This window comes from Bradyrhizobium sp. CCBAU 65884, from assembly GCF_028128835.1.
Lineage (GTDB): Bacteria > Pseudomonadota > Alphaproteobacteria > Rhizobiales > Xanthobacteraceae > Bradyrhizobium > Bradyrhizobium ottawaense.
On record NZ_LBJU01000113.1, the window covers coordinates 113949 to 138899 of the forward strand.

Annotated in this window: 24 protein-coding genes and 1 pseudogene; 11 read left to right on the forward strand and 14 right to left on the reverse strand. The window is 65.4% G+C overall.

Annotated elements, in window-relative coordinates:
* Window positions 1-128 precede the first annotated feature (128 nt).
* Window positions 129-1547 (forward strand): amidase, encoded by a 1419-nt coding sequence (locus XI03_RS16265; RefSeq protein WP_271592668.1) that lies wholly within the window; start codon window positions 129-131, stop codon window positions 1545-1547.
* A gap of 153 nt (window positions 1548-1700) precedes the next feature.
* Here the strand turns inward: XI03_RS16265 and XI03_RS16270 are convergent, their stop codons facing one another.
* On the reverse strand, window positions 1701-2807 hold the full coding sequence (locus tag XI03_RS16270) for an amino acid ABC transporter permease (protein WP_271592669.1): 1107 nt from the start codon (window positions 2805-2807) through the stop codon (window positions 1701-1703).
* Window positions 2808-2809: 2 nt separating this feature from the next.
* The gene (locus XI03_RS16275; protein ID WP_271592670.1) at window positions 2810-3994 is read right to left on the reverse strand and encodes an amino acid ABC transporter permease; all 1185 of its coding nucleotides are present in this window, start codon (window positions 3992-3994) and stop codon (window positions 2810-2812) included.
* Between the two features lie 89 nt (window positions 3995-4083).
* Between XI03_RS16275 and XI03_RS16280 the strand changes: the two genes are divergently transcribed.
* The 4 genes from XI03_RS16280 to XI03_RS16295 all read left to right on the forward strand — a co-directional run bounded on the left by XI03_RS16280 (window position 4084) and on the right by XI03_RS16295 (window position 8126).
* Window positions 4084-4956: a MurR/RpiR family transcriptional regulator gene (locus XI03_RS16280; RefSeq protein WP_271592671.1), complete on the forward strand. Its 873-nt coding sequence runs from the start codon at window positions 4084-4086 to the stop codon at window positions 4954-4956.
* Between the two features lie 3 nt (window positions 4957-4959).
* On the forward strand, window positions 4960-6309 hold the full coding sequence (locus XI03_RS16285; RefSeq protein ID WP_271592672.1) for an aspartate aminotransferase family protein: 1350 nt from the start codon (window positions 4960-4962) through the stop codon (window positions 6307-6309).
* Window positions 6310-6319: 10 nt separating this feature from the next.
* A complete protein-coding gene (locus XI03_RS16290) occupies window positions 6320-7333 on the forward strand; it encodes an amino acid ABC transporter substrate-binding protein (protein ID WP_271592673.1) in 1014 nt (337 codons plus the stop codon).
* Window positions 7334-7487: 154 nt separating this feature from the next.
* Window positions 7488-8126 carry an aspartate/glutamate racemase family protein gene (locus tag XI03_RS16295; RefSeq protein WP_271592674.1) on the forward strand — a complete coding sequence of 213 codons (639 nt, stop codon included), beginning with the start codon at window positions 7488-7490 and terminating at the stop codon, window positions 8124-8126.
* Here XI03_RS16295 and XI03_RS16300 read toward each other — a convergent pair.
* On the reverse strand, window positions 8123-8770 hold the full coding sequence (locus XI03_RS16300; protein WP_038947080.1) for a TetR/AcrR family transcriptional regulator: 648 nt from the start codon (window positions 8768-8770) through the stop codon (window positions 8123-8125). The genes XI03_RS16295 and XI03_RS16300 overlap by 4 nt on opposite strands.
* A 154-nt stretch (window positions 8771-8924) precedes the next feature.
* Here XI03_RS16300 and XI03_RS16305 point away from each other — a divergent pair, with 154 nt between their 5' ends.
* Genes XI03_RS16305 through XI03_RS16325 form a run of 5 tightly spaced genes read left to right on the forward strand, consistent with a single transcriptional unit; the run spans window position 8925 to window position 13677 of the window.
* Complete coding sequence (locus XI03_RS16305; RefSeq protein WP_007607931.1) at window positions 8925-9134, forward strand: ferredoxin; 210 nt, start codon at window positions 8925-8927, stop codon at window positions 9132-9134.
* A gap of 57 nt (window positions 9135-9191) precedes the next feature.
* Window positions 9192-10412: a cytochrome P450 gene (locus tag XI03_RS16310; RefSeq protein ID WP_271592675.1), complete on the forward strand. Its 1221-nt coding sequence runs from the start codon at window positions 9192-9194 to the stop codon at window positions 10410-10412.
* A 28-nt stretch (window positions 10413-10440) separates the two neighbouring features.
* Entirely contained in the window at window positions 10441-11763 is a 1323-nt protein-coding gene (locus tag XI03_RS16315; RefSeq protein WP_271592676.1) for an MFS transporter, read from the forward strand.
* 3 nt (window positions 11764-11766) lie between these two features.
* Window positions 11767-12426, forward strand: a complete 660-nt coding sequence (locus XI03_RS16320) for a sulfite oxidase-like oxidoreductase (protein ID WP_271592677.1) — start codon at window positions 11767-11769, stop codon at window positions 12424-12426.
* Between the two features lie 27 nt (window positions 12427-12453).
* A complete protein-coding gene (locus XI03_RS16325; protein WP_271592678.1) occupies window positions 12454-13677 on the forward strand; it encodes a bifunctional alpha/beta hydrolase/OsmC family protein in 1224 nt (407 codons plus the stop codon).
* 13 nt (window positions 13678-13690) lie between these two features.
* On the opposite strand, the pseudogene pdxR reads toward XI03_RS16325, so the two are convergent.
* Window positions 13691-15118 (reverse strand): annotated as a pseudogene (pdxR, locus tag XI03_RS16330) (MocR-like pyridoxine biosynthesis transcription factor PdxR); the annotation flags it as partial.
* Between the two features lie 100 nt (window positions 15119-15218).
* On the opposite strand from pdxR, the gene XI03_RS16335 reads away from it, so the two are divergent.
* Entirely contained in the window at window positions 15219-16133 is a 915-nt protein-coding gene (locus XI03_RS16335) for a DMT family transporter (protein ID WP_271592679.1), read from the forward strand.
* On the opposite strand, the gene XI03_RS16340 is transcribed toward XI03_RS16335, so the two are convergent.
* The 10 genes from XI03_RS16340 to paaX form a co-directional block, all read right to left on the reverse strand.
* The gene (locus tag XI03_RS16340) at window positions 16112-17170 is read right to left on the reverse strand and encodes a YeeE/YedE family protein (RefSeq protein ID WP_271592680.1); all 1059 of its coding nucleotides are present in this window, start codon (window positions 17168-17170) and stop codon (window positions 16112-16114) included. The two genes, XI03_RS16335 and XI03_RS16340, sit on opposite strands and share 22 nt — an antisense overlap.
* A 2-nt stretch (window positions 17171-17172) precedes the next feature.
* Window positions 17173-18177, reverse strand: coding sequence for a quinone oxidoreductase family protein (locus tag XI03_RS16345; RefSeq protein WP_271592681.1), 1005 nt, complete (start codon window positions 18175-18177; stop codon window positions 17173-17175).
* A gap of 74 nt (window positions 18178-18251) precedes the next feature.
* A complete protein-coding gene (paaK, locus tag XI03_RS16350; protein ID WP_028143415.1) occupies window positions 18252-19583 on the reverse strand; it encodes a phenylacetate--CoA ligase PaaK in 1332 nt (443 codons plus the stop codon).
* A 38-nt stretch (window positions 19584-19621) separates the two neighbouring features.
* Window positions 19622-20071, reverse strand: a complete 450-nt coding sequence (paaI, locus tag XI03_RS16355) for a hydroxyphenylacetyl-CoA thioesterase PaaI (RefSeq protein WP_271592682.1) — start codon at window positions 20069-20071, stop codon at window positions 19622-19624.
* A 101-nt stretch (window positions 20072-20172) separates the two neighbouring features.
* Window positions 20173-21255, reverse strand: a complete 1083-nt coding sequence (paaE, locus tag XI03_RS16360; protein ID WP_028143417.1) for a 1,2-phenylacetyl-CoA epoxidase subunit PaaE — start codon at window positions 21253-21255, stop codon at window positions 20173-20175.
* Window positions 21256-21257: 2 nt separating this feature from the next.
* A complete protein-coding gene (gene paaD / locus XI03_RS16365) occupies window positions 21258-21761 on the reverse strand; it encodes a 1,2-phenylacetyl-CoA epoxidase subunit PaaD (RefSeq protein WP_038947069.1) in 504 nt (167 codons plus the stop codon).
* Window positions 21755-22531, reverse strand: coding sequence for a 1,2-phenylacetyl-CoA epoxidase subunit PaaC (gene paaC, locus XI03_RS16370; RefSeq protein ID WP_271592683.1), 777 nt, complete (start codon window positions 22529-22531; stop codon window positions 21755-21757). Before paaC ends, paaD begins: the two co-directional genes overlap by 7 nt.
* Window positions 22531-22818 carry a 1,2-phenylacetyl-CoA epoxidase subunit PaaB gene (paaB, locus tag XI03_RS16375; protein ID WP_028143420.1) on the reverse strand — a complete coding sequence of 96 codons (288 nt, stop codon included), beginning with the start codon at window positions 22816-22818 and terminating at the stop codon, window positions 22531-22533. Before paaB ends, paaC begins: the two co-directional genes overlap by 1 nt.
* Window positions 22819-22828: 10 nt before the next feature.
* A complete protein-coding gene (gene paaA, locus XI03_RS16380) occupies window positions 22829-23821 on the reverse strand; it encodes a 1,2-phenylacetyl-CoA epoxidase subunit PaaA (protein ID WP_271592684.1) in 993 nt (330 codons plus the stop codon).
* 78 nt (window positions 23822-23899) lie between these two features.
* Entirely contained in the window at window positions 23900-24766 is an 867-nt protein-coding gene (gene paaX / locus XI03_RS16385) for a phenylacetic acid degradation operon negative regulatory protein PaaX (protein WP_271592685.1), read from the reverse strand.
* Between the last annotated feature and the right edge of the window lie 185 nt (window positions 24767-24951).

Here is a 24951-nt window from a genome sequence, read left to right on the forward strand (position 1 = left end):
GGACCGTCGTTCCGGGGCGATGCAAAGCATCGAACTATGGTGCGCGATTGCGCACCTGAGAACCTCGAGATTCCGGGTTCGCCCTTCGGGCGCACCGGAATGACAATCTAGAGCTAGGAGTACAATAATTGTCTCAAGACCTGATCCGTGAAACCGCCTGCGCCGTCGTCGACAAGCTGCGGTCCGGCGATGTCTCGCCGCTCGAACTGCTGGATGTCGTGGAGAAGCGCATCACTGAAGTCGACGGCAAGGTGAACGCGCTGCCGATCCTGTGTTTCCAGCGCGCGCGGGACAGCGCCAAGGCCTTGATGCGGAAACCCGCCGGCGCGCGGGGGCTGCTCGCGGGCCTGCCGGTGCCGATCAAGGATCTGACCGACGTTGCGGGCGTACTGAACACGCAGGGCTCGCCGATCTTCAAGGACAATATCCCTGCCAAGTCCGACCTCATGGTCGAGAACCTCGAGGCCAACGGGGCGGTCGTCTACGCCAAATCCAACACGCCGGAATTCGGCGCCGGCGCCAACACCTTCAACGAGGTGTTCGGCGCGACCCTCAATCCCTGGGATACTTCAAAATCCGCGGCGGGCTCTTCCGGCGGCGCGGCCGTGGCGCTGGCCACCGGCATGGCCTGGCTGGCGCAGGGCTCCGACATGGGCGGCAGCTTGCGCAGCCCCGCGGCTTTCTGCGGCGTCGTCGGCATGCGCCCGAGCATCGGCCGCGTCGCGCATACCCCCAAATCCGGCATCGATCGCAATCTCGGCGTGGTCGGCCCGATGGCGCGCAACGTCGAGGATCTCGCGCTGCTGCTGGATGCGATGAGCGGCGACTACGCGGACGATCCGCTGTCGCTGCCGGCGCCCACGACCTCATTCCTGTCGGCGGCTCAGTCCGGCAAGAAGCCGAAGCGCATCGCCTATTCGCCCGATCTCGGCATCACGCCCGTCGATCCCGAGGTGAAGGCGATCACGCGCAAGGCGGCGGAACGCTTTGCCGAGGCCGGCGCCATCGTCGAGGAGGCGCATCCGGACTGGCGCGAGGCGCACGAATGCTTCCACGTGCTGCGCGCCTTCGATTTCGCGATCACCAAGGCCAATCTGCTGCGCACCAAGCGCGACCTGCTCAAGCCCGAGGTGATCTGGAACATCGAGGAAGGCCTCAAGCTCACGGTCGAGCAGCTCGAACGAGCCGAGGCCCAGCGCGTCGGCATGACTGCGCGGGCGGTCGAATTCTTCAAGAGCTACGATCTGTTGCTGACGCCGACCACGATCGTGCCGCCCTTCCCGATCGAACACCGCTATGTCGCCGAATGCGCCGGCAAGAGGTTCGACAATTACGTCGAGTGGCTCGGCATCGTCTACGCCATCACGCTCGCCTGCTGCCCCTCGCTGTCGTTGCCGTGCGGCTTCACGGCGTCCGGCCTGCCGGTCGGCGTGCAGGTCGTCGGCGCACCAAGGGGCGATGCGCAGGTGCTCGCCGGCGCGAAGGTGCTGGAGGATATTCTGGGCCTGCGCGGCACGACGCCGATCGATCCGAAGGTGAAGAAGTAATCTCACTCTCGTGCCCCGGACGCAACGCAGCGCCTCCTCGGCGGTACGCTGCTGAGCCGGGGCCCATCCTTCCACGACTTCCCGTGCATCTTCTGGGTCCCGGCTCTGCGGCACAGCGCTGATGCGCTGCGCCTTGTCCGGGACACGAGATCCTCACGTTCGACTCGTCGCCTCGAGGCTGCGGCTGTAGCGCGACATCGCGAAGCAGAAGATGAAATAGATCGCCGCGACGAAGATATAGACCTCGACCGAAAACTGCTGCCAGGCGGGATCGATGATCGCCGTCTTCGCCGTCGTCAGCAGATCGAAGATGCCGATGATCAGGACGAGGCTGGTGTCCTTGAAGAAAGCGATGAAGGTGTTGACCAGCGGCGGAATGACATGGCGGATAGCCTGCGGCAGGATGATCAGCCGGTTCTTGCGCCAATAGGACAGCCCCAGCGCATCGGCAGCCTCGTATTGCCCGCGCGGCACGGCCTGAAGGCCGCCGCGGATGACTTCGGCGAGATAGGCACCCGCAAACAGGATGATCGCGATCTGTGCGCGGAGCAGCTTGTCGATATTGAATCCACTGGGCATGAACAGCGGAAACATCACGCTTGCCATGAACAGCAGGCTCACCAGCGGCACGCCGCGGATCAGCTCGACATAGAGCACGCTGAGCGAGCGGATCGCCGGCAGCTTCGAACGCCGGCCGAGCGCGACGAGAATGCCGAGCGGAAACCCGAATGCAAGGCCAAACGTCGCCAGGATCAGCGTGACCGGGAGGCCGCCCCAACGATCCTGCGAAACGAAGGAAAGGCCGAGCACGCCGCCCCACATCAGCACGCTGATCAGCGCGAGCGCTCCGATCCAGAGAAGGACCAGCTCGCGCCGCCACAAAGCGCGACGGGTGGAGAGGTAGAACAGCGCGATGAACAGCAATACCGACAGCGCCGGCCGCCACTGCTCGTCGAACGGATAGGTGCCGAACAGGATGAAGCGGTACTTTTCGGGAATGATCGCCCAGCAGGCGCCGAGGCCACGCACCGCGCGGCAGGCACTGGAATCGTTCGCCGGGGTCAGCCACACGGCATTGGCGATGCCCCACTGCACGAAACTGAAGATGCCCTTGGCGAGGATCGCCAGCAGCACGACGGTGAGGATACCGTTCGGGATCGACGAGAACAGATTGGTGCGCAGCCAGCGCAACGCCGGATTTCCCGTCTGCGGGCGGCGGGCGGCGCGCGGCACTTCCGGCATGTCGGCGATCGCGGTCATGTTCAGCGCTCCACCAGCGCGATGCGCGAATTGTACCAGTTCATGAAGAAGCTGATGGAAAGGCTGATGGTCAGGAACACCGCCATGATTAGCGCGATCGCCTCGATCGCCTGCCCGGTCTGGTTCAGCGTGGTGTTGGCGATCGAGACCACGTCCTGGTAGCCGATCGCGACCGCGAGCGAGGAATTCTTGGTCAGGTTGAGATACTGGCTCGTCATCGGCGGCACGATGACGCGCAGCGCCTGCGGCAGGATGATCTGTCGCAGCATGAAGCTGCGGCGCAGGCCAAGCGCGTTGGCGGCATCCCACTGTCCGCGCGGCACCGACTGGATGCCGCTGCGCACGATCTCGGCAATGAAGGCCGAGGTGTAGGTGACGAGCGCGATCAGCAGCGCAAAATATTCCGGGGCAAGCGTCAGCCCGCCGACGAAATTGAAGCCGCGCAGCTCCGGCCATTCGATCTTCCAGGACACGCGAAGCAGTACTGACACCAGCACGGGCAACGCGAGGATGAAGCTCACCGCAAAGGGCCATACCGGCCGCGGCTTACCGTCGCGCATCTGCTGCGCGATCAGCCATCGCCGGATGAGATAGACCACGGCAAGGCCGAACACCGCCGTGCCGAGCACCCAAAGCTGCGGCGGGCCAAGCGGAATGGCCGGCAGGATCAGGCCGCGATTTGACAGGAACACGCCCTCGATCGGCCGCCATGCCGCGCGCGCGGCCGGCAGCGCCTGCATCAGCACGTACCAGAACAGGAGCTGAAGCAGCAGCGGGATGTCGCGGAGCGTTTCGACATAGACGGCGGCGAGTCGTGACAGCAGCCAGTTGGCCGACAAGCGCGAGATGCCGATCAGCGTGCCCAGGATGGTCGCGAGCACGATGCCGATCACGGCGACGCGCAAGGTGTTGCCGACGCCGACGACGAAGGCCCAGAGATAGGTGTCCCTCGGATTATAGGCGAGCAGGCTGTCGGCGATCGGCATGCCGGCCTCGCGGCCGAGAAAGGCAAAGCCGGTGGTGATGCGGCGCGCCGAGAGGTTGGTGACGGTGTTGGACCAGAGAAACGCGATGACCGCGACCGCGATCCCGACCACCAGCACCTGCCACAACAGGCCCTGCAGCTCGCGGCGTCCCCATGCGCCGAACAGGCGGCGGCGCGGCGGTCTCCGAGCGTCCGTGGTCACAGCGCAAAAATCCTTCTTGAAGAGCGACGATTTCCGGCCGGCGCACGTCAACTGTTGCACCAATCTATAATTCGTGCAACAAATGTTTCATGGCCGAGCCCGCGAAATCCTCGCCGCTGAGCGAACTGCGCATTGCATTGCCATCGCTGCCGATGCGGCTGCAGGAAGTCGGGCGCTTCGTCGCCGCCAACGATTACGACGCCACCACCCGCTCGATGCGCGACCTCGCGGCCGAAGCCGGCGCCGATCCCGCCGCGTTCACGCGGCTCGCCAAGGCGATCGGCTATTCCGGCTGGGACGAATTGCGCGCGGCGCTGACCGAGGCGCGGCGACCATCGCAGACTTCGCCCTTCTCCGGCCGCGCGAGAAGCCGCCGGCCCGGCCCGAATGCCGATGTCGCGCTGGTCACCGACAAGCTCGAGGCCGAGGCCGCCGGCCTTCCGCGCATTCCGGCGCAGCCGATTGCGGAGGCCGCGCGCTCCCTGCATGAGGCCAAGCGGATCTGGATCGCAGGCTATCGCAGCTGCCGCAGTGTCGCTGAGTTGCTGAACTACGAGCTGCGGCTGTTCCGCCCCGAGCAGGTGCAGCTCGTCGGCGTATCCGGTCCCGACGATCTCGATCTCGGCGCCTTCCGGCCCGGCGAGGCCGTCATCGTCATCGGCTTCCTGCCTTACACGCATGCGAGCGTTCGCGTCGCGCAAGCCGCTCATCACAGCGGCGCAACCCTGATTGCCATCGCGGACAGTCTCTCTGCGCCGATGGCCGAGGGCGCTGACCACGTGCTGCTGTTCGAGGCGGCCTCCTCTCCCGGTTTCTTCCCGAGTCTCACCGGCGCCATCGCGATCGCGCAGTCGCTCGCTGCGGTGACGTTCTCGCTCGGTGGCGTGGCCGCGAAGAAGCGCCTGGAGACTACCGAGACGCGGCTCACTGCTGCCTCCATCTACGTCTCAGAGAAAGGTTGACCCATGGCCGCTCGCACCAGCCGCGTGCTGCACCGCTCGCTCCGCGAGACGCCGCCCAAGGCGATCGGCGGCGAAGGCGTCTATCTCTTCGCCGAGGATGGGCGCCGCTTGATCGACGCCTCCGGCGGCGCGGCCGTCTCCTGCCTCGGCCATCAGCATCCACGCGTGATCGCGGCGATGGCAAAGCAGGCCTCGACGCTGGCCTATGCGCATACTGCTTTCTTCTCGTCCGAGCCGGCCGAGGCGCTCGCCGAGACGCTGGTCGGCCACGAGCCCGGTGGTCTCGCTTACGCCTACTTCGTCAGCGGCGGGTCCGAGGCGATCGAAGCCAGCATCAAGCTCGCGCGGCAGTATTTCATCGAGCGCGGTGAGCCGCAGCGACAACATTTCATCGCACGGCGACAGAGCTACCACGGCAACACGCTGGGCGCCCTTGCGGCCGGCGGCAATGCCTGGCGCCGCGCGCCCTATGCGCCGCTGCTCTCGGCCGCCTTCAGTCATGTGACGCCGGCGTTTGCCTATCACGAGAAGCGCGACGGTGAATCCGATGCGCAGTTCGTGGCGCGCCTGGCGGCGGAGCTCGAAGCGGAATTTCAGCGGCTCGGTCCCAACACGGTCGCGGCGTTCCTCGCCGAGCCCGTCGTCGGCGCCACCGCCGGCGCGGTGACGGCACCGGACGGCTACTTCAGGGCGGTGCGTGAGATCTGCGACCGGCACGGCGCGCTGCTCGTCCTCGACGAAGTCATGTGCGGCATGGGCCGCACCGGCACCACGCATGCCTGGGAGCAGGAAGGCGTCGCGCCCGACATCCAGGCGATCGCCAAGGGCCTCGGTGGCGGCTACCAGCCGATTGGGGCGATGCTCGCGAGCGGCAGGATCATCGACACCATCCGCGCGGGCTCAGGTGCCTTTCAGCACGGCCACACCTATCTGGCACACCCCCTCGCCTGCGCCGCCGCACTGGCGGTGCAAGAGGTGATCCGCGAGGACGGCCTGCTCGAGCGCGTGAAGGAGCGCGGCAAGCAGCTCGAACAGCGCCTGACCGAGCGCTTCGGCAATCACCGCCATGTCGGCGATATCAGGGGCCGTGGCCTGTTCTGGGCGATCGAGCTCGTCGCCGATCGCGCCAGCCGCGCCTCGTTCAATCCCGCGCTCAAGCTCAATCAGAAGATCAAGGCGGAGGCCTTCGCTAACGGGCTCGGCTGCTATCCTGGCGGAGGCACCGTGGATGGCGTGCGCGGCGACCACGTGTTGCTGGCGCCGCCCTATATCGCCTCCGCAGAGGAGATCGACCTGATCGTCGACAAGCTCGGCACGGCCGTCGACAACGTGTTGCGTAGTGTCAATCACTGAGGGGAGTAGCATGATGAGGAAAGTGGTTATCGCAGCGAGCGTCCTCGCTGCATCGACGGTTGTCGCATCCGCCGCGACGCTCGATACGGTGAAGAGCCGTGGCACGCTGGTGTGCGGCGTCAGCGCCGGCTTTGCCGGCTTCTCCGCGCCCGACTCGCAAGGCAATTACAAAGGTCTCGACGTCGATTATTGCCGCGCGCTCGCTGCCGGCGTGCTCGGTGATGCCAGCAAGGTGCGCTACGTCTCGCTGACCGCGCAGAACCGCTTCACCGCCCTGCAATCGGGCGAGATCGACGTGCTCTACCGCAACTCGACGCAGACCTATCTGCGCGGTGTGACGCTCGGCCTGCGGCAGGGCCCGGTCAACTTCTACGACGGCCAGGGCTTTGTCGTGAAGAAGGACCTGGGCGTCAAGGACATCAAGGACCTCAAGGGCGCCACCGTCTGCGTGGCGCAAGGCACCACGCACGAGGTCACGCTCGGCGATTACGGCCGCGCCAACGGCATCGACTGGAAGCCGCTGGTATTCGACCGCGTCGACACCATGTACCAGACCTTCTTCGGCGGCCGCTGCGATGCCATGACCCAGGACGCCTCCGCACTCGCCGGCGCCGTGACCACCGCCACGCCGAACCCGGCCGACTACGTCGTGCTGCCGCAGACGATCAGCAAGGAGCCGCTCGGGCCCTTCACCCGCAATGGCGACGAGGTCTGGAGCGACATCGTCACCTGGCTGCACTACGGCCTGATCGAGGCCGAGGAACTCGGCGTGACGCAGGCCAATGTCGACGAGATGGCGAAGTCGCAGACGCCCGCGATCCAGCGCCTGCTGGGCGCCTCCGGCGACCTCGGCTCGCGGCTCGGGCTCGACAACAAATGGCTGGTCACCGCGATCAAGGTCACCGGCAATTACGGCGAGATCTACGAGCGCAATGTCGGCAAGGCGAGCCCGCTCAAGCTGGACCGCGGCCTCAATGGCCTCTGGAGCAAGGGCGGCTTGATGTACGCGGTGCCGTTCAAGTAGGGAGTTCACCTCTCCCCGCCTGCGGGGAGAGGTCGACCGCGCAGCGGTCGGGTGAGGGGGACTCTCCGCTAGTCCAACACTCATCGTCCCCGCGGAGACTCCCCCTCACCCCGACCCTCTCCCCGCAAGCGGGGCGAGGGAGACGAGACATCCCATGCGCATCGCCCTGATCCACGCCCTCAAGCATTCCATCGCCCCGATCGAAGCCGCGTTCGCCGAGGCCTGGCCGGAGGCGCGGCTGATGAACCTGCTCGACGACAGCCTGTCGGCGGATCTTGCCCGGGACGGTGCGCTCAACGATGCCATGACCGATCGCTTCCTCGCACTCGGCGATTATGCGGCGGCGACCGGGGCGAACGGGATCCTGTTCACCTGCTCGGCCTTCGGCCCCTGTATCGAGGCGGTCGCACGCGCGCATGCGCCGATGCCGGTGCTCAAGCCCAACGAAGCCATGATCGAGCGCGCGGCGACGATGGGCAGGCGCATCGGCCTGTTGTCCACTTTCCCCCCGACCCTTGTGTCGATGCCGCCGGAGTTTCCGGCCTCCGTCCAAATCGTGCCGAAGCTTGCCGAGGGCGCGCTGGCGGCGCTCGACCGCGGCGACCGCGCCACCCACGACCGGCTGATCGTCGAAGCGTCAAAGGACCTGCGAGATTGCGACGTCATCGCGCTGGCGCAGTTCAGCATCGCAGCAACGGCACCGCTGGTCTCGGAAGCGACTGGCCGTCCCGTCGTGACCACGCCTGACAGCGCGGTCGACAAGCTGATGAAGCTGCTGAAAGCGAAGGCTTAGGCACCTGTCGCTTTCCGACGCCGCACGTCCTTGATGGCAGCGGCGAGCGCGGCCTTCGTTTCGCTGACGAAATCCTCGACCAGTTCCTCGCGGGTGGCATGCGCGGCCTCGCCGGTGAACAGGCCCTGCTCGGCCAGCATCACCACGCCGTGCAACGCCGCCCAGATCTTGAGCGCCTGGCGCTCGCGCAAATAGCCGACGGCGGGCACTTCCAGGGCTTCGATCACGAGCGAAAAGGTCTCGCGCGTAGCCTCGTGCAGTTCGCTGCCCTTGGCGGCGCATGCCACCGTGCGGGACGCGAACATCAGGCGGTAGATGCCGTTCCGTCGCAATCCGAATTCGAGCATGGCCTGCGCCAGCCGCGACAGTTTAGATTGCTTTGACGGTTTCGCCATCGCCTCCCGAAAGATCGCGCTGAGCTGCCGGAATGCCTCCGCCGTCACTGCCGCGAGCAATGCCTCGCGATCGGCGAAATGCCGGTACGGCGCCGGCTGCGAGACGCCGAGCTGCTTCGCCAGCGCCTTGATGCTGATCGCCTCGGCACCGCCCTGCTCCGCCTCGCGCAATGCGGCCTTGATCAGAGCATCGCGAAGGTCGCCATGATGGTAGGTGTTCGCAGGCTTGCGGGCGAGTTGTGAGCGCATGGTGTGGGGAACCTATAAGTTTGCGCTTGACAGGGAAAGCCTGCCGCGAATGTAATAGCATATAACTTAAAGCCCACGGCAAATGCCGCGGATAAAATCGACATGAGGAACGCGCCGCCCTGCGGGCCCCGCGCATACGACCGAGGATGCCGCCATGACAGAGCGACTGAGGGTTCACGTGGATCCCGACAAATGCCAGGGCCACGCGCGCTGCAAGGCACTCGCGCCGGAACTTTTCGAGCTGGACGAATACGGCAACGCCCACGAAGCCGGCGACGGCACGGTCCCGCCGGGACTCGAGGACAAGGCGTGGCTTGCCAAATCCAACTGCCCGGAAATCGCGATCGATGTGATCGAGGAGTAGTGCGGCCTCTGCCGCCCCGCGTCCTTTCAGCGAACACGAGCCAAGGGATTCCCTGCCATGTCCGACGCCAGTCCGCCCGCCGCCCATCCGCCCGTCACCGACTGGGTCCATGATTTCGACCACACCGATCCGCAATGGACGGAGGATCCCTTCCCGATCTGGGACGAGCTGCGCGCAGCGAGCCCGGTTGTGCACACCGAGCGTTTCCTCGGCTGCTACATGCCGACGACCTATGAGGCGGTACGCGAGATCGCCAACGACACCGAGCATTTCTCCTCGCGCCGCATCATCGTGCGCGACGTCCGTCCCGAGGTGGCGAGGAACGCCGCACCGCCGATCACCTCAGATCCGCCCGTGCACAAGCCGGCCAAGCAGCTGCTGCTGCCGCCTTTCACGCCGGACGCGATGAAGAAGCTGGAACCGCGGATGCGCGCGATCTGCAACGAGCTGATCGACGGCTTCATCGCCGATGGCAAGGTCGACGCCGCCGCACGCTACGCCAAATATATCCCGGTTCGGGCCATCGCCCACATGCTCGGCATCCCCGAGAGCGACAGCGATGTCTTCATCAACTGGATCCACATGATCCTCGAGCTGGGCATCAAGGACGAGAGCAAGCTGCTGCAGGCCGTGCAGGAGATGAGCGCCTATTTCAGCGCGCATATCGAGGCGCGCAAGGACAAGCCGACCGACGATCTCATCTCCTACCTGATGAACGCCAAGGACAAGGAGGGCAACCCGCTCGAAGACTCGCACGTCCTGGGCTCGCTGCGCCTGCTCCTGATCGCCGGCATCGACACCACCTGGAGCGCGATCGGTTCCTCGCTCTGGCATCTTGCGAAGACGCCGGCCGACCGCGAGCGGCTGATCGCCGAGCCGGGACTGATCCCGACCGCAGTTGAGGAGCTGCTGCGCGCCTATTCTCCGGTGACGATGGCCCGCGAGGTGGTCAAGGAGACCACGATCTCGGGCTGCCCGGTCAAGGCGGGCAACATGGTGCTGCTGTCTTTCCCGGCCGCAAATCGCGACCCCAAGATGTTTCCGGACGCTGACAAAGTCGTGATCGACCGTCGCGAAAACCGGCACGCCGCCTTCGGCCTCGGCATTCACCGCTGCGTCGGTTCCAACCTGGCACGCATGGAGATGCAGGTTGCGCTGGAGGAATGGCTAAAACGCATTCCAGATTTCCGACTCGATCCGGCAGGCGCCGTGACCTGGTCACAGGGCACGGTGCGGGGCCCCCGCCAGTTGCCATTCTTGCTCGGAAAGGCGATGTAGGCCTTTCCAGACAACGGAGAGGCCGGGCATGACCGAACAAGCAATCGAGCCGGCCTCCGACTACATCGACATCGCCGACGCCAAGCGGCGGATCAAGGCGATCTTCATCGGCTCCATCGGCAATCTGGTCGAATGGTACGATTTCTACGCCTACACGGCGTTCGCGCTCTATTTCGCTCCCGCCTTCTTCCCCGGCAACGACCCCGTCGTCCAGCAATTGAACGTCGCGGTCGTCTTCGCGGCGACGTTCCTGATGCGGCCGCTGGGCGGCTGGTTCTTCGGCTATCTCGCCGACCATTTCGGACGACGCATCTCGCTCACGCTCTCTGTCGTCTTCATGTGCTTTGGTTCGCTGATCATCGCGCTGACGCCGACCTATGCCACGATCGGGTTCGCCGCGCCCGTCATCCTCGCGCTTGCACGCGTCATCGAGGGCCTGAGCCTCGGCGGCGAATATGGCGCCAGCGCCACCTATCTCAGCGAGGTCGCCGATCCCAAGCACCGCGGCTTCTATTCGAGCTTCCAATACGTCACCCTGATCGGCGGCCAGCTCACCGCGATCATCGTGCTGCTGCTCCTGCAAAAGGTCTTCCTCACCCCACAGGAGCTGAAGGACTGGGGGTGGCGTATCCCCTTCGCGATCGGCGCAGCGCTCGCGATCTTTGCCGCGGTGATGCGGCGCGGCCTGCACGAGACGGAGGCGTTCGAGGAAGCCAGGAAGGTGGTGAAGCCGACCGGCTCGATCACCAACCTGCTGCGTTATCCGCGCGAGCTGTTGCTGGTGGTCGGCCTCACCGCCGGTGGCACCGCAGCGTTCTACACCTTCACCACCTACATGCAGACCTTCGTCAAGCTTTCGGTCGGGCTGACCGAGGACCAGACCACTTTCGTGATCTTCGGCACCTTGGTCTTCGCGACCATTCTCCAGCCGATCTACGGCGCGATCTCCGACAAGATCGGGCGCAAGCCGCTGCTGATCTTCTTCGGTGTCGCCGGCACGCTCGCGACCGTACCGCTGTTGATGACGCTGAAGGAGACCAAGTCGCCCTTCGTCGCGTTCGTCCTGATCTGCTGTGCCTGGCTGTTCGTCGCCGGTTACACCTCGATCAACGCCGTGGTGAAGGCCGAGCTGTTCCCGACCAATGTCCGCGCGCTCGGCGTCGGCCTGCCCTATGCCATCACGGTGTCGGTCTTCGGCGGCACCGCGCCGGCGATCGCGCTCTATTTCAAGAGCATCGGGCACGAGGAATGGTTCTACTTCTACCTCAGCGGCATCATCTGCCTGTCCTTGATCATCTATGCTACCATGCGCGACACCAAGCACACTTCGGCAATGCATCGGCACGAATAGACCATGGCTGACGAGACGCCATCCGACAGCAAGCTGACGCGCACCAAGGAGAAATGGGCGCGCGAGGGCCGCTTCCTCACAGGGAAGATCACGCGGCCGGAGGACCAACGGCTGCCGCCCGGCCAGCACCTCACCAAGGACTGGCCTGTGCTCGATCTCGGGGTCGTGCCGCCGGTGTCACGCGAGCGCTGGCGGCTCGACGTCTACGGCGCGATCGAGAGCCCCGTGTTCTGGACCTTCGACGAATTCATCGCGCAGAAGCAGGCCCGGTTCACCTCCGACATCCATTGCGTCACCACCTGGTCGCGCTACGACAATGAGTGGGAAGGGCTTGCCACGCGCGAGCTGCTCGCGGCCTGCCAGCCGCGCGAGGATGCGCGCTTCGTGACGCTGCATTCCCATGACGGCTACACCACCAACCTCGCGCTGGAAGACTTTGCCGCCGAGGATGCGCTGCTCGCCCATAGCTGGTCCGGCCAGCCGCTGACGGAGGAGCATGGCGGCCCGGTGCGGCTGGTCGTGCCGCATCTCTATTTCTGGAAGAGCGTGAAATGGCTCCAGGCCATCGAATTCCTGACCGCGGACGCGCCCGGCTTCTGGGAGGTCCGCGGCTATCATAATCGCGGCGACCCCTGGGCCGAGCAACGCTATTCCGACGATTAGAATTCAAGCAGGAACGAGGGGAAGCCCATGTCGACGGAGCGCTTTCAATTCACGGGCGAAGGCGGACATCAGCTTGCCGCCGCGCTGGAGTTGCCGGACGGCGAGCCCGCGGCCTACGCGCTGTTTGCGCACTGCTTCACTTGCGGCAAGGATACGCTCGCCGCCAAGCGCATCTCGGTCGCGCTGGCAGCCAAAGGCATCGCGGTCCTGCGCTTCGACTTCACCGGGCTCGGCTCGAGCGAAGGCGAATTCGCCAATTCGACGTTTTCGTCCAACGTCGCCGATCTCGTTCGCGCAGCCGACCATCTGCGCAACGCCCGCAAGGCGCCGTCGCTCCTGATCGGCCACAGCCTCGGCGGCGCTGCGATCCTCGCGGCAGCCGGACATATCCCGGAAGCCAGGGCAGTTGTGACCATCGCGGCGCCATCCGATCCGGCGCACGTGACCGGCCTCTTCAGGGAGAATCTCGACAACATCCGCGCGCAGGGCGAGGTCGAGGTCTCGCTCGCAGGACGCCCGTTCCGGATCAAGCGCGAGTTCCTCGACGACATCGCCGAGCACGAGCTGATGAAGGACATCACGGGGCTGCACAAGGCGCTGCTGGTGATGCACTCGCCGGTCGACGACACCGTCGGCATCGACAATGCGACCAAGATCTTCGTTGCGGCCAGGCACCCCAAGAGCTTCGTCTCGCTCGACCATGCCGATCATCTGCTCGCCAAGCCCGCCGACGCGCTCTATGCGGCCGATCTGATCGCGGCCTGGTCGAGCCGCTACATCGACACCGCAAAGCCCGCGAAGGCGATGGATCTGCCTGAGGCGCCGCGCCAGGTCGTGGTCCGGGAGACCCGCAAGAGCAAGTTCAACCAGATCATCAGCGTCGGCCCGCATCAGCTTGTGGCAGACGAGCCGGTGGCTGCCGGCGGCGAGGACGCCGGCCCCGGGCCCTACGATTTCCTGCTCGCCGGCTTGGGCGCGTGCACTTCCATGACCATGCGTCTCTATGCCGACCGCAAATCGCTGCCGCTCGACCGCGTCACCGTTACGCTGAAGCATTCGAAAATCTACGCCAAGGATTGCGCGGAGTGCGACACGCGCGAGGGCATGCTCGACCAGATCGAGCGCGACATCGCAATCGACGGCGCGCTGGATGCCGAGCAGCGCAAGAAGCTGATGGAGATCGCCGACAAGTGCCCGGTGCATCGGACACTGACCTCGGAGATCCGCATCGTGACGAAGGCCGTGGGCTAGCGCGACTGCGCGAGAAGCACGATGCCATCGTCCGCAATGCCGCGCTGATCTCGTTCTCACGCCAGGCCGCAAAACCGAGCAGCAGGCCATGATCCCGCGGCCGGTCCAGCGCCAGGCTGGACAGCGCCCGCGTTTCGACGCCCGCGGCAGCCAGTCGTTTGACTGCCGCCCGATCGGCGGTGCCGCGTTTGAGACGGGCGACGAGCTGGATGCCGCCCGCAGGCACTTCGACCGAGAGCATCTCGCCCAGATGGCGCTCCAGTCCTGCAACGAGGTGGTCGCGGCGCGCGTGATAGAGCCGGCGCATCCGGCGCAGATGCGCGAGGAAATGCCCGTCGGCGATGAACTCGGCCAGCGCTTCCTGGATGTGGCTCGCGGCAATCAACCCGATGTGCCGCTGCGCGATTTCCAACGTGCTGACCAATGCCGGCGGGACGACGAGATAGCCGAGTCGGATATCCGGTGTCATCACCTTCGAGAAGGTACCGACATAGAACACGCGGCCATGGGCATCGAGGCCTTGCAAGGCCGGCACCGGCCGGCTGTCATAGTGGAATTCGCCGTCATAATCGTCCTCCACGATCCAGGTCTTGCCGGGCATGCACAGGCTGAGAAATTCGGTGCGGCGCGCCAGTGACATCAGCCGTCCGGTGGGATGCTGGTGCGATGGCGTCATGAAGATCAATTTCGGAACCGCGAGACCCGGCATCCGCTGCATGCCCTCCGTGTCCAGCCTCATGCCGGTCACGCGCGCGCCGGAGGCGCGGAAAGCGGCGGCCGCGCCGGGATAGCCGGGATCCTCGACCCAGACCTCGTCGCCGGGGGAGATGAGAACAGCCGCGATCAAGGTCAGCGCGGCCTGCGCGCTCGGCAGGATCATGATCTGCTCTGCCGTGGCGCGAACGCCTCTGCTCGCGGCCAGATAATGCGCGAGCGTCTCGCGCAGGCGCGTTCGGTTGACGGGTCCGAGCTCGCGTTTGGCCGCACGCACGGCGCTGCGGCGCAGGCAGCGAGCCCAGATCTCGTTCGGAAACTCCCGCGCATCTCCAAGCCCTGGCCGCAACGGTCTGAGCGGCACCTGATAGGACATCGGCCAGTCGGTCTGCTTGAGCTGCGAGGCCCAGGGTGAAAGCCGCGGCTTGCCGGTGCGCACGCGCGCCGCAACGGCCTCCGCTCCTTGACGCCGTTCGCCGCCGTCGACGGTGACCACCGGACGGCGGCCGTGCGACGCCGCGAGATATCCCTCCGCGGCGAGCTGCTCGAACGCATAGGTGACGGTGTTGCGGGAAACGCCGAGATCGCTGGCGAGCCGGCGGCTTGAGGGGAGCGTGCGGCCTTTGCCGAGGCGGCCGGTCGCGATCAAGCCTCGGAGCTGGCTCGTCAGTTGAGCCACCAGCCCGTCGTCGCCGGTCCGCTTCAGGTCGATCAGGGCCGAGATCATATCGTCCGAAACTGGCACCTTGTTCCTTTCCGATCTGGCGCTTTTGTGGGTACCAGTGCGGATGCTATCGGCCGGACCGGACTGCTTCAAGGATCTTGCGATGAACTCCCTGTCCCCCCGCGCGGCCGTCGGCCTGTTCCTCATCGTCGTGCTGGCCTGGGGCGTGAACTGGTCGGTGACGAAGCAATTGGTGCAGCTCGTCCCGCCGCTGTGGAGCTCGGCGATCCGGAGCTGGATCGCGCTGGCAGGATTGTTTGTCATCCTCGGACTGAGCAACAATCTCGTGATTCCGGAGCGGCGCGACGTGCCGGTGGTCCTCAGCGTCGCGCTGCTGCACATGACGCTCTTCTCCATTCTGGTCGCGGCCGGCCTGCGCTTCCTGCCCGCGAGCAAGGGCATCGTGCTCGGCTACACCACGCCGCTCTGGGTCGCGATTGCGGCACCCCTGCTCGGGAAGGACATGCTGACCGCACCCAAGCTTGCCGGCGCCCTGCTCGGACTGATCGGCCTTGCCGTGATCCTGAATCCGTCCTCAATAGACTGGGGCAATGCCAACGTCGTGCTCGGCGCCGGCATGGTCATCCTGGCCGCGATCTCGTGGGCTGCGAACATCATCTATATCCGCGCGCATCGCTGGATCGCCTCCCCGCTCCAGCTCCTGTTTTGGCAAGTGCTCGTGGCCACGGTCGTGCTCTCGACCCTGGCGATGGTCATCGACGGGCTGCCACATGTGGAATGGTCGTGGCGGCTGGCTATGCTGTTCCTGTACTCCGGCCTGATCGGAACCGCGCTGGCCTATTGGGCGATGTCGATGGTCAACAAGAGCATCTCGGCGCTGACGACGTCGCTTGGCACCACCGGGACGCCGCTCGTCGGCATCGCCAGTGCGGCAATCCTGCTGGGCGAGCCCCTCGACATGAGCCTCGCCGTCGCGGCCGGATTGATCGTCACCGGCATCGGACTTGCGACGCTCGGCGACCGGCTGTTGCGCGGTCAGGCCATCGCGAGCGGTTGAACCCGCAGCACGCCACGCAGACCCGCGGTCGTGCCGAGCAGGATGCCGGCGAGCGCGACGAACGAGCCCAGCGCCAGCGTCGACACGCCCGTGAGCCCCTGCCCGATCGAGCAGCCGAACGCCATCACGCCGCCGATGCCCATCAGCGCGGCGCCGCTGCCCGAGCGCAGCATGTGGCGCGGCGAGGAATAGCCTTCGAGCTTGAAGCGGCCGGTGGCGAGCGCGGTGATGAGGCTGCCGGCGAGGACGCCGGCGACCGTCGCAATGCCGAAATTGAGCGTCAGGCCGGTCGAGAGCATGGCGTATTGCAGCGCGTCCGCGATCGGCGCGATGAAGGTGAGCGAGGTCACCGGCACCGGATTGAAGTCGTCGGCACCGAGATAGCCGGTGACGAGCCAGCCTGCGGCAACGAGCAGGCCGACGATGATTCCCGCTGCGATCTGACCGGGCGAGCGGCGGAAGGCCGGATGCGCGAAGGCGAACAGGATCAGCACGACGACGAGCACGGCGGTAGCCAGCGCGCGCGAAAGAGCTTCAGCTGGGCCAAACGTCGCCAGCAGCGACGGCAGCGAATTGGCGCTGACGGTGGTTTGCGAGGCCTGAACCAGCGCGATGCGTGCCGGTGCGATCAGACCCTTGAGGGTCATCTGCGCAGCGATGGCGAGCACGATCACGACGACGAAGGAGCGGAGATTGCCGCGGCCGAGCAGCACCAGGGCGCGCGAGCCGCAGCCGTTCGACAGCACCATGCCGTAACCAAACAGCACCCCGCCGAGGAACAGCACCGGCGCCGAGAACGTCTGCTGCAGGTAGATCGACTTGCCCAAATCGGCCATGCCGTTGCCGGCAAGGAACTGGCTGGCGGCGATCGCGACGGCGATCGCCAGCGCATAGGTCCGCGCCAGCCGCCCGTCTCCTTGCGCGAGCCAGCCGCGCATGCTGCTCATCAGGCAGAAGCCGCTGAGCAAACCGACGGCGCCGTAGACAAGGCCGATGGCGAGGCCGGCGAAGATGACGAGTGCTGCGGACGAATCCATGATTACGGCTTCAGGACCACGCGATCCCGCGAAGAGCCGGCGACTGCGACATACGCCTCCTTGGCGCGCTCCAGCGGATAGACGGCATTCGCCTTGATCGGGAACGGCTTCAGCTGGCCGCTCGCAAAGCCCGCGCCGAGATCGCGCAGCACCGCGCCAGTCGCGGCCGACGACAGGCCGAGCGTGTCGATGCCGACATAGGTGTGCTGGCCCCGGTAGAATTCGAGGATGTTGAACTGCACGATGCGGTCGATCGCGGCGATCAGGATCTGACGGCCACGCAATGCGAGCGACTTGTGCGCGGCCTGGAAATAGGGATCTCCGACGGTATTGAAGACGATGTCGGCGCCCTTGCCGCCGGTCAATTCGCGTACGCGCGTGGCGACGTTGGTCGCGGACGCGTCGATCACCTCGATGGGGGCGTTGGTGTGGCCTTCGTAAGCTTCCGCTTTGCGCACCACGCCGATGACGCGCGCGCCCTGCCAGGTCGCGATCTGCACCGCGGCCTGGCCGACCTTGCCATTGACGCCGAACACCAAAACGGTCTCGCCGTTCTTCGGCACGCCCGCGCGGCGAAAACCTTCCATCGCGGTGACGAAGGGCACGCCGATGCCGGCGGCCTCCTCCCAGGACACCGTCTTCGGCTTATCGACGACGGCGTCAGCTTCGACCACGAGATGGCTGGCATGGGTGCCGTCGCGGCGGATGCCGAGATCCCCGGAGGAGCCGAACACCTCGCGGCCGACCGTGCCGGCCGGCCCGTCGATCACCACGCCGGAATAGTCGCGGCCCGGCGTGCGCGGGAATACGGCATAGGGCATCAACCCGGTCGCGGCCTTCACGTCGGAGGGATTGACGGCGGCGGCCTTCACCTCGATCAGGAGATCATTGGGGCCGCGCGTCAGCGTGTGACGCTCGACCACCGGCGCAACCGCCGCGGCGTTCTCGGCCTTGGCATTGAGGCGCACACAGCGCGCTTCGATGGTTTTGGTATCGGCTGGCGACATGAAAAGACCCGCGATTTCTCGCGGGCCTTGTCGCCTTTGGGGCCGATCAAGTCAATCGGTCAAGTCCGGTCAAATCAGTCCTTGGGCCGCTTATCGTAGAGGCGTTTGGCCTTGCCCAGCGAGCGTTCCAGCGTGGCGGGCGCGACCACCTGCACTCTGGAGGTGATGCCGATGGTGTTCTTGATGTGCGTCGAAATCCGGTCGGCATGGTCGAGAAGACCGCGGCCGTCCCAGCTTTCGGATCGCGCCTCCGCGATGATGGTCAGCTCGTCCATACGGCCCTCGCGGGTGAGCTCCAGGATGAAGTGGCCGCCGCACCAGTCGGTCGCAAGCAGCACCTCCTCGATCTGGGTCGGGAACAGGTTGACGCCGCGCAGGATGATCATGTCGTCCGAGCGGCCCGTCACTTTCTCCATCCGCCGCATGCCCGGCCGCGCCGTACCCGGCAGCAGCCGCGTCAGGTCGCGGGTGCGATATCGGATCACCGGAAAGGCTTCCTTGGTGAGCGAGGTGAAGACCAACTCGCCCTTTTCCCCGTCGGGCAGCACGGCACCCGTTTCAGGGTCGATCACCTCGGGGTAGAAATGATCCTCCCAGATGTGCAAGCCATCCTTGGTCTCGATGCACTCCTGGGCGACGCCGGGGCCGATCACTTCGGACAGACCATAGATATCGGTCGCGTCCATGTCGAAGGCCTCTTCGATCTCACCGCGCATCGCATTGGTCCAGGGCTCGGCGCCGAAGATGCCGACCTTGAGCGAGCATTGGCGCGGGTCGAGCTTCTGACGCTTGAACTCGTCGAGGATCGCCAGCATGTAGCTCGGCGTCACCGTGATGATGTCGGGCCTGAAATCGTTGATGAGCTGCACCTGCCGCTCGGTCATGCCGCCGGAGATCGGTACCACGGTGCAGCCGAGTTTTTCGGCGCCGTAATGCACGCCAAGGCCGCCGGTGAAGAGGCCATAGCCGTAGGCGTTGTGGATGATCATGCCGGTGCGGCCGCCGGCCGCGCGGATCGAGCGCGCCATCACGTCCGACCAGGTGTCGATGTCTCCTTGCGTATACCCCACCACGATCGGCTTGCCGGTCGTGCCGGAGGACGCATGCACGCGCACCAGCTTTTCGCGCGGCACGGCGAACATGTTGAAGGGATAGTTGTCGCGTAGATCCGTTTTCACCGTGAACGGGAATTTCGCGAGATCGGAGAGCTCGCGAAAATCGGACGGATGCACGCCGGCCTCGTCGAAGGCCTTGCGATAATGCGCGACGTTGTCATAGGCGTGCTTCAGCGACCAGGTCAGCCGCTGCTTCTGCAGCGCCATGATCTCGTCGCGCGAGGCGCGCTCATGCGCATCCATCTCGGCGCTATAGGCGCTGCCGCCTTCCTTGAGTCTCGTCAAAGCCATCTTCGCTTCCCACCATTGATTAGTTTTTTCTTGATTGATTATTGGTTCTGCGTCGGCAGCCACGTGCCGGGAATGACACGCGAGTGTCCGCGGAATTCTGCGATGACGGTATCGCCTGCGGTAACTCGCACGTCATAGATGCCGGAGCGGCCGCCGCGGGTGACCTCGCACGCCTTCGCAACAAGGCGATCGCCGAGCCTGCCCGGCTTGATGAAGGTGATCTGCCCCTGCGCTGCGACCACGCGTTCGTTGTGCGAGTTGCAGGCAAAGGCGAAGGCGGAATCGGCGAGTGTGAAGATGAAGCCGCCATGGGCGATGCGCTGGCCGTTGACCATATCCGGCCGCACCGTCATCGCGAGCGTTGCATAGCCGGGGCCAATCTCCACGATCTCCATGCCGAGCCCTTTGGAGGCATCGTCCTCCGCCCACATCGCCTCAGCGCAGGCGCGGGCAACATCCTCGGGCGACAGGGCAGCTTCGACGTTCACGCGCTTCTCCCGGCCAGATGGTTTTCCATGATGTTCTGCTGGTTGGCCAAAACTGTCAAATAATGCGACGCATTTGCATCGCCGGCGTCTGAAGCACCTGCTCAGACATGGTCATAATCGACCACGACACGCTCCGACGACGGTTTCGCCTGGCAGGTCAGGACGAACCCGGCCTTCAACTCCCAGGGCTCCAGCGAATAGTTGATGTCCATCGGCGCCTCACCTTCGACCAGCTTGGCGCGGCAGGTCGAGCACATGCCGCCCTTGCAGGCGAAGGGCAGATCGACGCCGGCGCGTAGCGCCGCATCGAGGATCGCCTCGTCCTCGGCGACCGGAACGTCGCGGCGCTTGCCGTCGATGATCAGCGAGGCGATCGCCTTCGGCGGCGCGTCGGGCGCGACCACCTTCTTCGGCCGCGGCTTGCCGCCGAACTCGGAGACGAAGCGCTCGACGTGGATACGCTCTTCCGCGATGCCGAGCTCGCGGCAGGTGGTCTCGATGTCCTCGCTCATGCCGAGAGGGCCACAGATGTAGAGATGATCGACGCTGGCCGCCGGCACCAGCGAGCGCAGCAGCACCCTCACCTTGTCGCCGTCGAGCCGGCCATGCAGGATCGGGATGTCCTGCTCTTCGCCGGAGATAACGTGGAAGATGGAGAGGCGGTCGATGAAGCGATCCTTGAGCTCCTCGAGAGCCTCGAGAAACATGATGTTGTCGGTCGTGCGGTTTCCGTAGAACAGGAAGAAGCGACTGCCTTGCTCACGCGCGAGCACGCCCTTCACGATCGACAGGATCGGCGTGATGCCGGAGCCCGCGGCAAAGCCGACATGGATGCGTGCAATATCCGCCGGCGGGACTGCACCGAAGCGCCCGGTCGGCGTCATCACGTCGAGCTCGTCGCCGCATTTGAGATCTTCGGCCGCCCAGTTCGAAAACGCGCCGCCGTCGATCTTCTTCACGGCGATACGAATCTCGCCGTCATCAGGGCCGGAACAGATCGAATAGGAGCGGCGCACCTCCTCTCCGTCGAGCGTGGTGCGGAGCGTGAGGTACTGGCCGGGCGTGAAAGCGTAATCGCCGGCGAGATCGCCGGGGATGGCGAAGGTCATCGAGACGGCGTCGGACGCCTCGCGACGAAGGTCGCTGACGGCCAGGCGATGGAAGCGCGGTGCGGCTGCTGACATGATCAATGACACTTGAAATAGTCGAAGGGTTCGCGGCAGGACTTGCAGCGCCACAGCGCCTTGCAGGAGGTCGAGCCGAATTCAGACAGCAGCTCAGTGTTTTCCGAGCCGCATTGCGGGCAGCCCACCGCCTGTTCACCAAACAGCGCCCGGCGTGAGCTTGATGCCTGCGGCGGCGCGATGCCGTAGGCGCGCAGCTTTTGGCGGCCCTCCTCGCTCATCCAGTCGGTCGTCCAGGCCGGCGACAGCACGGTGCGGACTTTTGACCGGCGAAAACCGGCGCGCTCCAGCGCCAGCTCGATTTCCAGCGCGATCATGTTCATCGCCGGACAGCCGGAATAGGTCGGCGTGATCGCGACCTCGACGTGATCGCCGTCGAGGGAAACCTCGCGCAGCACGCCGAGATCGGCGATGGTCAGCACCGGAATTTCGGGATCGACCACGCTCGCCGCAGCGTCCCAGGCGCGCCGGCGCAGTTCGCTGTCACGATCGAGCAGGCTCACCATGTCAGGCCCGGAAAGGTGCGCTGCATCGATTGCAGCTCGGACAGGAGATGGCCGAGATGTTCGCTGTGCCGGCCCACGCGGCCGCCTTGCTGCATCCAGTCATTCTGCGGCAAGACCAGCGTGGCTTCGCTGACGACATCGGAAAGCGTCTGCAACCAGCGACCACGCAAGGTGCCGGGATCGATCGCGATACCAGCATGGATCAGCGCGCGCTCGCCGTCGTCGACGGCAAACATCTCGCCGGTAAAGGCCCAGAGATGATCGATCGCGGCTTGCGCGCGGGCATGACTCTCATCGGTGCCGTCGCCGAGCCGGATGAGCCACTCCGAGGCGTGGCGCAAATGATAGGCGCTCTCCTTCTCCGACTTGGCGGCAATCGCTGCCAGTGTCGTGTCGCGCGAATTCATCATCGCGCGCCAGTAGAGGTCGGCGAACGCGGAATAGAAGAACTGCCGCACCAAAGTCTGGGAGAAATCGCCGTTGGGCTGCTCCACCAGCAGCAGATTGCGGTACTGCCTGACGTCGCGCAGATAAGCGAGCTTGTCCTCGTCGTTATCCCTGCCCTCGGCCTTGGCAGCGTAGGTGTAGAGTTCGCGCGCCTGACCGATCAGGTCGAGCGCGATGTTGGAGAGCGCCATATCCTCTTCCAGCATCGGCGCATGCCCGCACCATTCCGACAGCCTGTGGCCGAGGATCAGCGCATCGTCGGCGCGGCGCAGCGCGTAGAGCACCAGCGACGTTTCGGAGACATCGATGTTGGCGACCGGCATCACATATGTCCCACTTCTTCCGGCACCTCGTAGAACGTCGGATGCCGGTAGATCTTCGATTCCGCCGGTTCGAACATCATGGCCTTCTCGGCGGGATCGCTCGCAGTGATCGCGGTCGACGGCACGACCCAGATCGACAGGCCCTCGCCGCGGCGGGTGTAGATGTCGCGGGCGGCTTGCAGCGCCATGGTGGCATCGCTCGCATGCAGCGATCCCACATGCTTGTGCGCGAGCCCATTGCGGCTACGAATGAAGACTTCCCACAGCGGCGTGTTCGGAGTGGCCATGTTGATCTCCCTATTCCGCGGCTTGTGCGGTCTGGCGATGCGTGCGCTTGGCGGCGTAGGCGGCGGCGGCTTCGCGTACCCAGGCCCCCTCCGCATGCGCCTTGCGGCGCGCGGCCATGCGGTCGCGATTGCAGGGGCCGTTGCCGGCGAGCACCTGCTTGAACTCGGTCCAGTCGATCTCGCTGTAACGCCAGTGCCCATCGGCATCCTGAATCATGCCGGGATCGGGGATGGTGAGGCCGAGATATTGCGCCTGCGGCACCGTGGCATCGACGAACTTCTGGCGCAGCTCGTCGTTGGAGAAACGCTTGATCTTCCACTTGGTCGAGGTGTCGCTATGCTGGCTCGTGCTATCTGGCGGGCCGAACATCATCAGCACCGGCCACCACCAGCGGTTCAGCGCATCCTGCGCCATCGCCTTCTGCTCGTCCGAGCCGCGGCACAGCGTCAGCATGATCTCGTAGCCCTGGCGCTGATGGAACGACTCCTCCTTGCAGACCCGGATCATCGCGCGCGCATAGGGGCCGTAGGAGCAGCGGCACAGCGGGATCTGGTTCATGATCGCGGCGCCGTCGACCAGCCAGCCGATGGTGCCGATATCACCCCAGGTCAGCGTCGGATAGTTGAAGATCGAGGAGTACTTGGCTTTGCCCGCGAGCATGGCATCGACCAGCTCCTCGCGCGATGAGCCGAGCGTCTCGGCCGCAGCATAGAGATAGAGCCCGTGGCCGCACTCGTCCTGCACCTTGGCGAGCAGCGCGGCCTTGCGGCGCAGGGTCGGCGCACGGGTGATCCAGTTGCCCTCAGGCAGCATGCCGACGATTTCGGAATGGGCGTGCTGGGAAATCTGGCGTGTGAGCGTCTTGCGATAGGCCGCCGGCATCCAGTCGTTCGGCTCGATGCGCTCCTCGGCATCGATGCGGGCCTGGAACTGCGCAGCCTTGGCTGCGTCCTCAAGACCGCGGTCGTCGGTCTCGGCCGTATTCAGCGCCTGGGTATACATGCGCATCCTCCCGATTTATTGGGAGGCAATATATATAACAAAAGTTACGTCATGCAAGATATTTCTGTAACATAAAACTCAGGCCTCGAACCTCCTTTCCAGAAGCTTTCGCGCCGGCGGCAATGGCCCTTTCTCGTTGGTTCCATGTCCATCAAGCCATTGCTCGGAGGAGGCAAGCAGCGCGCGATAGATTTCGCCGCACAGGTTCCGTGCCGCCCTGCCCGGCCAGTTCGTCGGCAGCAGGCTTTCGGGCAATAGCGGATCGCGCAGCACGACGCGGCGATAGTAGTGGATCAGGAGGATGCGCGCGGTAAACGCGTCGGCCTCGGACAAATCGGTGCCGCGGCCGATCGCGGCGCGCAGCGGCTCGAACGTCTTCATGAACTTCAGATAGGCATCCGCGGTGCGGTCCAGCGGCCAACTCGCACTGAGCAGGCGACGCCCGCTGTCATCCTCAGCCGAGACTTCGAGACGGATCGCGCCCGCGGCTTCATCCGGCACCGCCAGGCCCGACGGCGCGACCCAAACCCCCGGCAGCGGACTGCCGAAGCCGGCGTTACGGAGCGCTTCGCGCGAGACGTCGCGATCTCCGCCATTGCCGATCAGGAGCAGCTCGAAGCGCCCGGTCCAGTCGGATGGCGGCGGATCGTAGATGTGGCGCGTCGCGGCCTCGAAGGTCTGGCGGCCCTTCTCGGCAAGCCGATAGAAGCTGTTGCGGCCGACCTTTTCCCGCGTGAGCCAGCCATCGGCCGCAAGCCGCGACATCGTGGTGCGCACCACGCCGCTGTCGATATCGAGACCGTCGAAGAATTCGAGCAGCGTGCCGAGCCACACCGAACCGCCGCGGGGCACGATGGCATCGCCGAACACGGTGATGACGATGGAGCCGGTGCGCGACGGTTCACGCTTGAGCTGGTCGATGATGCGGGAGAGCGGATGCGCCATGCGCGAGGCATAGCGCGTTTGATGCGGGCGCGACAATGGACGGGTGCGACGGCTTCTCTTCTCCTCCCCGCTTGCGTGGCCGCAACGAGCTTCGCTCGCGCTGAGAAGGTCGGGATGAGGGGGAGGTTCCGCGGGGACGGAGGGAGTCGGACTCGCGGCGTACTCACAGCGTCATGGCCGGGCCA